This is a genomic window from uncultured Flavonifractor sp. (genome assembly GCF_944387675.1).
In the GTDB taxonomy this organism is placed as follows: domain Bacteria; phylum Bacillota; class Clostridia; order Oscillospirales; family Oscillospiraceae; genus Flavonifractor.
The window spans coordinates 1-10,165 of sequence record NZ_CALXFV010000077.1; the positions used below are offsets into that span (position 1 = coordinate 1).

At 63.0% G+C, this 10,165-nt stretch carries 9 protein-coding genes; 4 read left to right on the plus strand and 5 right to left on the minus strand.

Features of this window, described 5'->3' with window-relative positions:
- On the minus strand, window positions 1–308 hold a 308-nt coding region (rplU, locus tag Q0J74_RS08100), incomplete at its 3' end, for a 50S ribosomal protein L21 (protein WP_297213081.1).
- A gap of 254 nt (window positions 309–562) precedes the next feature.
- Window positions 563–1,672: a metallophosphoesterase gene (locus Q0J74_RS08105; protein WP_297213083.1), complete on the minus strand. Its 1,110-nt coding sequence runs from the start codon at window positions 1,670–1,672 to the stop codon at window positions 563–565.
- Between the two features lie 402 nt (window positions 1,673–2,074).
- Here Q0J74_RS08105 and Q0J74_RS08110 point away from each other — a divergent pair, with 402 nt between their 5' ends.
- Window positions 2,075–3,514, plus strand: a complete 1,440-nt coding sequence (locus Q0J74_RS08110; protein ID WP_297213085.1) for a M20/M25/M40 family metallo-hydrolase — start codon at window positions 2,075–2,077, stop codon at window positions 3,512–3,514.
- A gap of 236 nt (window positions 3,515–3,750) precedes the next feature.
- Here Q0J74_RS08110 and Q0J74_RS08115 read toward each other — a convergent pair whose 3' ends face one another.
- The 3 genes from Q0J74_RS08115 to Q0J74_RS08125 all read right to left on the minus strand — a co-directional run bounded on the left by Q0J74_RS08115 (window position 3,751) and on the right by Q0J74_RS08125 (window position 6,823).
- On the minus strand, window positions 3,751–5,616 hold the full coding sequence (locus Q0J74_RS08115) for a glycogen synthase (protein ID WP_363315570.1): 1,866 nt from the start codon (window positions 5,614–5,616) through the stop codon (window positions 3,751–3,753).
- A 182-nt stretch (window positions 5,617–5,798) separates the two neighbouring features.
- Window positions 5,799–6,440 (minus strand): YczE/YyaS/YitT family protein, encoded by a 642-nt coding sequence (locus Q0J74_RS08120; protein WP_297213089.1) that lies wholly within the window; start codon window positions 6,438–6,440, stop codon window positions 5,799–5,801.
- Complete coding sequence (locus Q0J74_RS08125; protein WP_297213091.1) at window positions 6,437–6,823, minus strand: MarR family winged helix-turn-helix transcriptional regulator; 387 nt, start codon at window positions 6,821–6,823, stop codon at window positions 6,437–6,439. The genes Q0J74_RS08120 and Q0J74_RS08125 overlap by 4 nt, the downstream gene beginning before the upstream one ends.
- Window positions 6,824–7,105: 282 nt before the next feature.
- Here Q0J74_RS08125 and Q0J74_RS08130 point away from each other — a divergent pair, with 282 nt between their 5' ends.
- The 3 genes from Q0J74_RS08130 to Q0J74_RS08140 all read left to right on the plus strand — a co-directional run.
- Entirely contained in the window at window positions 7,106–7,321 is a 216-nt protein-coding gene (locus tag Q0J74_RS08130; RefSeq protein WP_297213095.1) for a hypothetical protein, read from the plus strand.
- Between the two features lie 17 nt (window positions 7,322–7,338).
- Window positions 7,339–8,964, plus strand: a complete 1,626-nt coding sequence (locus Q0J74_RS08135; RefSeq protein ID WP_297213097.1) for a dicarboxylate/amino acid:cation symporter — start codon at window positions 7,339–7,341, stop codon at window positions 8,962–8,964.
- A partial coding sequence (locus Q0J74_RS08140; RefSeq protein WP_297213101.1) for a substrate-binding periplasmic protein occupies window positions 8,961–10,165 on the plus strand: 1,205 nt, incomplete at its 3' end. The genes Q0J74_RS08135 and Q0J74_RS08140, both read left to right, overlap by 4 nt.

The window sequence follows — 10,165 nt, forward strand, 5'->3', positions numbered from 1 at the left end:
ACGGAGATGGCGCCGATGGTCACCTTGGTGTAGGGCTGACGATGGCCCTGACGCTTCCGGTAGCCCTTCTTCGGCTTGTACTTGAACACCAGGATCTTCTTGCCCTTGCCGTTCTTCACCACGGAGGCGTCCACCCTGGCGCCCTCCACCACGGGAGTGCCAACGGTGATCTTGTCCCCGTCGATGACAGCCAGGACCTTGTCAAAGGTCACGTTGTCGCCGGCCTCGTTGGGCAGCTTCTCGATGAACAGAGTGTCGCCCTCCGCCACCTTGTACTGCTTGCCGCCGGTCTCGATGATCGCATGCATGTAGTTTCAACTCCTTCATTACGGGCTCGCTGTCGGGGGCGGGAACCAAGGTTCCACTTGCTTGTCACGCTGCGCACCCTCCGCGACGGTCAACTGCTCAACACTCCGCCAAAAATGCCGCCGGCCTGCGGCCGACCTGTTTTTTGGTCTGCGTGTCTCGCTGTTGCCCTGCTCCCGGGCGCCTCCGCGCTTCTTACCCATTCAAAGCGGCTTTAATAGTATATCCGCAGGGCTAAGGAAAGTCAAGGGTTTTTCTATCTTTTTTCATCCAATCGGCCAAAATACCAGCCGGTGACGCCCTTTTTCTTTACCAGCGCCCGGTCTGGCAAAGCACGCACCACCGACACCGTGTCGCCCGGAGCGATTTCCAGGCGGTAGTCGGTGGAGTCCTCGCACCGGGTGACCCCATCCCGAACGTAGAGGTACTCGTTGAGCACCTCCAGCTCCCGGCCGGTCTCCAGGTGACGGCAGAGGGAGAGGCGCTCCCCCCGCTCCAGCACCTCCAGCACATTGCGGCCCCAGCGCACATTCACCGAATCCGCAGACGGCTCCTGCCGGTCCAGGGCCACAGCGGTGGGCAGACCGTCGTAGGCATACCAGGCAAAGGCCCCGCCGGGCGTCATGGGCAGCTCCAGGGCGTTGAGCTGGCCGTCCACCTTCAGGGAACAGCCGCCGTCGATGCTGGCGATGTGCCGCTCCTCCAGCAGCAGGGGGGCGGCGGAGGGGATATGGGGCCGGTACAAGGTCACCGGCCAGTGGCCCACCACGCACCAGCGGCGGAAGGTGCGGTTTTGGGAGAGGAAGTCGTCGTTTTTCATACACCGCCAGGCGTCCATCTCCTCCAGCCGCTCCTCGTCATCCACCCCGCCGTGGACAAACAGATAGTGGGGGGTGACCAGAATCTCCGGCATGGCCGCGAGAAACTCCAGCTCGGGGGCAAAGTGCGCCCGGATTGCCCGGCGCAGGGCAGGCAGGTCCTCCGGCCCTCCGGGGTCCAGCCCTGCGGCCCGACCCATCTGAATGAGCAGGCTCCGCTCCCACCACACCTTCAGGTAGTTCTGAAAGAAGGGGGCCTGGGGATCGCCCTCCCCCTGGGCAAACTCCCACACCAGGTTGTCGCAGTTTCCCCGCAGGCAGTACACACGGTTCCGTCCGGCCAGCTCCATCACCGCCCGCAGCAGCCCCAGGCTGTCCGGCCCCTTTTCCACCAGGTCCCCCACCAGCACCAGCACATCCTCCGGCGTATAGTGGGCCGCCGCCAGCACGCCCTGGAAAAAGGGTAGGCTGCCATGGATGTCGCTGATGGCTAGCACCCGCCGTCCGGCGGGGAACTGGGCGTACTTCACCCGGGCCTTTCTGGCCATGGACCTCACCTCCCGTTACCCTGTTATTCTAATGCGTACTGAACAAAGCCGAACGCCTTGAAAGCCAAGGTTTTCAAGGCCAAGTAGCTTTGTTCTCGTGCAAGGGTTTTGGAGCATTTCGCCCAAAACCCTTGCACCTTCCACTGGTGCGTCTTCACGCACCAGTGGAAATACGCATTGTAACAATGGCTGAATTCCATCAAAGCGGCTCTTCTGCGCCGCTTTGATGGAATTGCGCGGCTGCCGCCGCGAGAATAAACCGCTTTACGGTTTATTCAGCAGACATTATTCTAACACCTGATTGGAAAAAAGAAAACGGATTTCTCTGGGAAAGGGGGACTTCTGGGTGCGGAAGGGGAAAATTTGTGTTACAATGTTCCTGTATAAAAGGAGGTGCCGGGAATGTCACTGACCTTATTGGAGCGCCTTGGCGGCAGGCAGGCCATCATCCGGGGGGTGGAGGACACCTTCCGTCTGCTCTCCCGCCATCCCCACCCCTCCCACGGAGAAGCGGCCACTTGTGAAGATTACGCCGCCTATCTCCGGGAGGTGCTGGGGGGTGCGCCGCTGCGGGACCGGGCCAACAACCTGCTGTGCCGCCTGCCCGCCGCGCCGGGCCGGGAGGGGCGGCCCCGGCTCATCCTCCAGGGGCATATGGATATGGTGTGCGCCGCCGCCGGCGGCTTCCGGCCGGAGGCCGACCCGGTGACCATCGTGGTGCGAAACGGCTGGCTGCGCAGCGACGGCCGCTCCTCCCTGGGGGCGGACAACGGCCTGGGCAACGCGGCGGTGCTGTGGCTGCTATCCACCGGCCGGGTGGCCCACGGGCCGCTGAGTCTGCTGTTCACCACCGCGGAGGAGGTGGGGCTGGCGGGTGCCAGAGAAGTTGCGGCGGATTGGCTGGCCGACGGGGACTATCTGCTCAACACCGACGGCTTCCACCTGGGCCGGGCCATTGTGGGCTCCGCCGGCGGCCGGCGGGAGACCTGGAGCAGGCCCCTTTCCACCCAATCCTCCCCGCCGCTGCCCGCCTGGCGGATCACCCTCACCGGCGGGCTGGGCGGCCACTCGGGGGACGACATACATCGGGGCCGGGCCAATCCCATCCGGCTGCTGGCCGGTTTTCTGGCCGGACTGTCCGGCGGACGGGTGGCCGGCCTGTCCGGCGGACTGGCCCACAACGCCATCCCGGCCCAGGCCCAGGCCCTGGTGCTCACACCGGGGGAGCCTGACCTGGCGCCGCTCCGGGCCGCCCTGGAGCGCTACCGCCAGACCGACCCCGGCCTGACGGCGTCCTGCGTTCCGGCGGACCGTCCGGAGCAGATGTGGACGGCGGAATTTCAGAGCCATACCCTGGCCTTTCTCAGCGGGCTGTACCATGGGGTATACGCTATGGACCCCGCCTTCCCCGGAGTGGTGGGCGCCTCCGCCAACCTGGGGCTGGCGGGACCGGTGGGGCCGGACTATCAGGTGTGTACCTTTCTCCGGGCCGCCCGGGCGCAGGAGGAGGGGGAGCTGGCCGCCCGGCACCAGGCCCTGGCCGGCGCCCACGGCTTTACCGGCACTGTCACCGGCTACCCCGGCTGGCCGGGGGATCGGGCCAATCCCCTGGCGGAGGTGCTGGACCGGGTGTGGCGGAGCCAGACCGGCCGGGGGCTGGAGATCGGGACGGTCCACGTGGGGCTGGAGCCCTCGGTGTTCCAGGCCAAGGCTCCGGGCCTGGTAATGGCCAGCACCGGACCGGACATTGTGGACGCCCACTCGGTGGACGAGCGGGCGCCTCTGGACCGGCTGCCGGACTATGTGCTTTTGCTGGCCGGCACCCTGGAGGCGCTGGCCTAGCAGGGCGCTACGTACCGTTTCCGCGGTCTCCCAGCGCCGGGCCGCTCCCGGGGCAGGCGGTAATGTCCTCTCCCGCCCCACGGTCGGGAACACTGCTCCAGCGCGTCCTGTTCCCCCAGTTCCATATAAACGCATCACTCCCCCGTCCAAGGCGGGGGAGTGATGCGCCGAGGCGGTTGAAAAAGTGGCTCCGCCACTTTTTCAACCGCCCTTTTTGCAGTTTTGGAGCGGGAGCATTACCACTGGGTCAGCTCCAGATAGAGGTCCTTGTACTGCTTGGCCGAATTCTCCCAGGAGACGTCCTTGGCCATGTCCCGCTGAAGCACCTCATCCCAGTGATAGCGGTTGTTAAAGTAAAGGGTCTTGGCCCGGTTGATGGCGTCCAGCAGCAGACCGGCGTCATAGCGGTCAAAGGTGAAGCCGTTGCCGTCACCGGTAAAGGTGTTGTAGGGCTCCACGGTATCCTTCAGGCCGCCGGTCTCCCGGACGATGGGCAGGGTACCGTAGTGCATGGCGTTGAGCTGGGTCAGGCCGCAGGGCTCAAACCGGGAGGGTACCAGCAGGGCGTCGGCACCGGCATAGATGCGGTGGGCTCTGGCCTCGTCATACTGGATGCAGGCGCTGAAGGTGCCGTGGTAAGCATGCTCATAGCTTCGGAAGGCGTCCTCATACTGTTTGTCGCCCGTTCCCAGCACCACCACCTGGGTGTTGCCGTCCAGCACCTGGGGAATGATGGCGTTGACCAGGTCCAGGCCCTTCTGGTTGGTGAGGCGGGAAATCAGGCCGATGACAAACTTGCCCGCGTCCTCCTCCAGCCCCAGCTCCCGCTGAAGGGCCAGCTTGTTGGCCATCTTGTGCTCCAGCACATTGCCCAGACCGTAGTTCTCCGCCAGCGCCGGGTCGGTCTCCGGGTTCCACATACCGTAGTCAATACCGTTGACAATGCCTCTGAGCTTGCCGCTGTGATAGCGCAGGTGGTCCTCCAGTCCCTCGCCGTATTCGCCGGTCTGAATCTCCCAGGCGTAGGTGCCGCTGACGGTGGTAATCCGGTCGGCATAGGCCAGGCCGCCCTTGAGCATGTTGGCGTCCACCCAGTTCTGCTTCAGGGCGCCCATCTCAAAGACCTCGCTGGGCAGGCCGGACCAGTACTGGATGGTGGGGATGTTGTACACCCCCTGGAAGCGCAGATTGTGAATGGTGAGAATGGATTTGGCCCGCCCCACCGGGGAGTCCTTAAACAGGGTGCGCAGATACACCGGCACAAGAGCCGCCTGCCAGTCATGGCAGTGGACGATGTCGGGAATCCAGTTCATATAGTTCAGCGCGGCCAGGGCCGCCTTGCTGAAAAAGCAGTACTTGGGAATGTCGTCTACCAGGTTGGTGTAGGGATTCCCGACGGAGAAAAACTCCTGGTTGTCGATGAAGTCATATACCACGCCGTCGCAGATATACTCCATAATCCCCACATAATAGCTGCGCCCGGTCTTGCCAAGGTCCATATAGAACTCGCCCCGGTAGACCATCCGCTCCTGATATTCCCAGGGAATGCAGGCATAGCGGGGCAAAATCACCCGCACATCGCAGTTCAGGCGCACCAGCTCTCTGGGCAGGGCATACATCACATCCCCCAGACCGCCCGTCTTCACAAACGGATGACACTCCGAACCGATAAAGGCAATGCTTCTGCGGGGCAGATTAGACCACGTCTCCGCCGCAGGGACGGGTTCCTCCGCCGCAGGGACGGGCTCCTCCGCCACGGGGACGGGTTCCTCCGCCACGGGGACGGGTTCCTCCGCCACGGGGACGGGTTCCTCCGCCACGGGGACGGGTTCCTCCGCCGCAGGGGCCTTTTTCTTTGGGGACACGGCCTTCTTAGGGGCGGCGGCCTTCTTGGGGGCGGCCGGCTTTTTCGCCGCAGATGCCGCCTTCTTTTTTGCTGCCGCCTTCTTGGGGGCAGGCTCCGCCTGCCCGGCCAGAACGGGGGCGGCCTCTTCCGCGGGGGCGGCAGCCGCCGCAGCGGGCGGCTCCTTTTCCACAGCCGGGGCCGCGGTTTCCTGCGCGGCCGCCTTCTTCTTCAGGGAATCTGCCTTCTTTTGTGCCATTGTAACCCTTCCTTTCCCATTGTTGTCAGCGTGGCGCGGATCTCTGGTGTTGGCAAAAGTATACCGCATCGCGCTCTGTTTGGACAGTCCTTCCGGGAAATTTTAGGAAAAATTTTTCCCCCGGCTGGCCGTCCCGGGCGGACCATTCCCAGGCAACAGGAAAGATGCAAGAAATCGCCCGGCTACCGCTTTTGGATCAGCGGATTGATTACCCGTTTGGTAATCTGCTTTGACACCAGGCCCACACAGATTGCCGCCGCAATCGTTCCCTCCCGCACTCCTATCAGCTCCCCCCGGCACGCAAGGCCTATGATGCAGGAGAGCGCCACCAGGGTGCAGTCAAAGCAGACCTTGATCGGGGAAAAGGGGAGTGCGCACACCTTGCATACCGCCAGAATAAAACCCTCTCCGGCCAGAGGGATGACATCAGCCGTTACCTCACAGCTGACCCCGATTCCCACCAGTAAGATTCCCAATAGGCAGTATATCCACTGTTCCGGGTAGGAATGCGGCACCAAATTTTGGATGCTGTACAGCGTCAGATCCGTCATACACCCGAAAAGCAGGGCCACCGGCAGCTGCAAAAGCTGGAGCGGCTGGTATCCGCACCGCAGCAGCACAATCTGGAGCAAAATCAGGGTGCCATGCATGGCGGCCGTGGCGGCGCCCACGGAAAGGGGCGTCAACTGGCTCAGGGTGTATGGAAGGCTGGAAATCGGTGTGGTTCCCAATCCGGCCTGAATGGACAGCGAGACGCCATACGCCATAATGATCAGTCCGAACACCAGAAGGAAAGATCGTTTCACTAAATTTTCCCGTTTCATGTTTCCCCACCTTCTTCCCATGTACCGCCGCACAATTTTTCCAGCAGGCGGCGCAACTGCAGCTTTTCCGCCGGGGTAAGCATGCCGCCCACCTCCCCCTCCGCGTCGGCAAACGCGCCCGCCATTTTCTCTGCCGCCGCCCGCCCCTTGGGCGTTAACGCCACATACAGGGAGCGCCGGTTCCCCTCATGCTGCGCACGAACCACCAGGCCGGATGCCTCCATGCGCAGCAGAATGCTCCCCACGGTGGCCTGCTCAATTTCGCAATAGTCCGAAATGGCTTTCTGGTTGTTCTCCCCGTACTGGGAAAGATACTCCAATATTTTGGGCTGTCCCGAGGTCAGGCCGAATTCCGCCGCCCGCGCGCAAATCTGCCGCTGCATCCGGCTATGGGCCTTCATTAACAGATAGTGCAACGATTCCAAGCTGGCCCCTCCATTCTATAAGTATTCTTATTATATGTTTTCTAAGTAAATTCGTCAAGCACAGAACGACGCGGGCCGGACAGCTTGTCCAAATCACGCAGATCTTGTGCAAAAAGATGCAAATTCTTCGCAGCGCATTCACAACGGCAGAATCACAAATAAAATAACTTTATGGCTGCAGCAGTATGAAAGGGCCGGTCTGGCGGCCCTGAGCACCAAGTCAAGCGAGGGAAGCACAAAATGAATACAGCGAATAATATAGAACAGCCCTGCTCCAACGAGCGCCCCTGCCCCTGCACCTACGACTGCCCGCGGCACGGCAAATGCTGCGCCTGTGTGGCCCACCACCGGGACCATAACGAAGGGGTACCCGGTTGCTTTTTTTCCCGGGAGGCGGAGGCCACCTATGACCGGAGCATAGAGGCGCTGGCCCGGGACCACGGCATACTCAAATAGGAAAGAAGTCTGTACCCATGGATAAGAAAACACGTACACTGCAAAGGAAGAGAGAAGCCATAAAGCTGGACGGGGCGGGAATCGACCGGCTCTCCGCCCTGTTGACCCAGGCGCTGGAGCAGGCGGCGGTAACCCGAAAGGACGTGATCCGCCTGCGGCTGGCGGTGGAGGAGATCCTGAGCCTGTGGCAGAGCAAGCTGGGGGAAGAGACGGTATGCACCTTCCGCAGCGGTACCCGTCTGGGCCGGATGTACCTGGAGATCACCGCCCCCGGCGGGCGGATCGATCTGGACGAAACCGCCTCCGACCAGGCCGGGCGAATGCTGTGCTCCAACCTGCTGGCCCAGGCGGGGCTTGCTCCGGTGTACGTCTATCTGGATGGAATCAACCGGCTGGGCCTCTACCCCGCCAGACCTCAGCGGCTCAGCCCGCTGCTCCAGCTGCTGCTGGCCATTTCAGGCGCGGTGGGTCTGGGGGTGGTCTTTCTGGCCCTGCCCGCCCAGGCCGGCGCGGCAGCGGGCAGCGTGGTGGACCCCCTGTTTACCGCCCTGATGGGCGTGTTGCAGGCCCTGGCCAGCCCCATGATTTTCCTCAGCGTGTGCTGGGGTATTTTAAACATTGGGGACGTACATACCCTGGGACGCATTGGCAAGACGGTGCTGCTGCGCTTTCTGGGATTCGTCTTTCTGCTGACGGCGGCGACGGCGGCCTGCCTGGTATGGTGTTTTCTGCCGGAGCAGGGGGTGGCCGCCATGGGAGAAAATGCCGCTGCGCAGATTTACAGCATGCTTCTGGGAATTATTCCCAGCAATATTGTCACTCCCTTCCTGGACGGCAACTCCCTGCAGATTATCTTTATGGCCATCTGTGTGGGGCTGGTGCTGCTGATATCAGGGGAAAAGGCCTCCGCCCTGCGGGTCCTGCTGGGCCAATTCAATGCGGTGGTGCAGTTCATGATGGAGGTGGTGAGCCGGTATATCCCCCTCCTTGTCTTTGTGAGCCTGCTCTCCCTCATGCTGTCCGACGCCCTGAGCAGCCTGGGCGGCGTGGTAAAGGGGCTGGCGCTGGGCATCGCGGCCTGCCTGGTCTGGCCGCTGCTCTACGCTCTGTGGGCCAGCCTGCGGCTGAAGGTGTCCTTCCCTCTGGTGCTGGGCAAGCTGCTGCCCACCTATCTGATCGCCCTGTCCACCGCCTCCTCCTCCGCCGCTCTGTCCATCAACCTGGAGACCTGTGAGCGGCGGCTGGGGATTTCCGGGCGCATCGTCCACTTTGCCGTGCCGCTGGGTCAGGTGATGTTCAAGACCGGCGGCGCGGTGGGCTTCTTTGTACTGGCCCTGGGGCTGGCGGAGTTTTACGGGGTGGCCATGCCCCTGCCCTGGGTGGTCACCGGCGTGCTGACAGCGGGGCTGCTGGCCATTGCCGCGCCGCCGGTCCCCGGCGGCAGCCTGACCTGCTACACCGTGCTGCTCACCCAGCTGGGCATTCCGGCGGAGGCCATCGGCCTGGCGGTGGCAGGCAACGTGATTTTGGATTTCTTTATGACCTCCTGCGGCATTTCCTGCTTGCAGTCGGAGCTGATGCTCTCGGCCAACAAGCTGGGCATGCTGGACCGGGAGTGCCTAAAAAGGAGTGAATGCAGATGAGAAAGCGCCCGATTCCCCTGGCACTGGCCGCCCTCCTGGCCGTTCTGCTGGCGGGCTGCGCCGCCCAATCCGGGGAAAAGGCCCCCATCACCGACATTCGTCAGCTGGACGGCCAGACCATCGGGGTTATGACCGGCTCCACCTTTGACCAGCACACCGATACCTACATCAACGACGCGAAAAAGGAGTACTACGCCTCCTACGCCGACATGGCCCTGGCGGCGGAGCAGGGCAAGATCGCCGGTTTTCTCATGGACGAGCCCATGGCCCGGGTGCTGTGCGCCGAGAACCCGGGGGTGACCTACCTGGAGGACTACCTGACGGAGGACGGCTACGCCTTTGCCTTTCCCAAGACGGAGAAGGGCGCCCTCCTCCGGGACCAGATGAACGAGTTTCTGACCCAGATCCAGGCCGACGGCACCCTGGAGGAAATCGAAGAGATCTGGTTCGGCACGGATGAGAGCGTCCAGGTGGTGGAGGACTGGACCGCCCTGCCCGCCCCCAACGGCACCCTGGAATTTGCCGCCAAGGCCAGCAGCGCCCCCTTCGCCTATGTGAAGGACAACAAAACGGTGGGCTACGACGTGGATATCGTGGTCCGCTTCTGCAAGGCCTACGGCTATGGCCTCAACCTCCACAATGTGGAGCTCACCTCCTTCATCGCCGGCATCGAGGCGGGCAAGTACGACCTGGGCGCCGCCGGCTTCACCGTCACCGAGGAGCGCAAGGAGCGGGTGTACTTCTCCCAACCCGACTACTCCGGCGGCATCGTGGTGGTGGTGGCCAACCAGGGCCAGGACACTGCCCGGTTTGAGAGCCTGGCCGACTTTGAGGGGGCCCCTCTGGGCGCCCTGACGGGCTCCTACCTGGACCAGCTGGCCCAGCAGGCCATTCCCGGCGTCACCATCCAGTATTATGACGACATAGCGTCCATGCTGCTGGCGGTGCAGAACGGCTATGTGGATGGTGCTCTCCTTGATATGCCTCTGGCCACCCTGGCGGTGGCCCGTCAGCGGTCGCTGGCCATTTTCCCCGAGACCCTTGCCCCCGACAGCTACGGCCTGGGTCTGCCCAAGGGCAGCCCCCTTACCCCTCAGGTCAGCGCCATTATTGAGGGCTATCAGGCCGACGGCACCCTGGACGCCCTGGCGGACAAGTGGCTGGGGGCGGATGAGGCCGCCAAGACCATCGACGTGGGGGA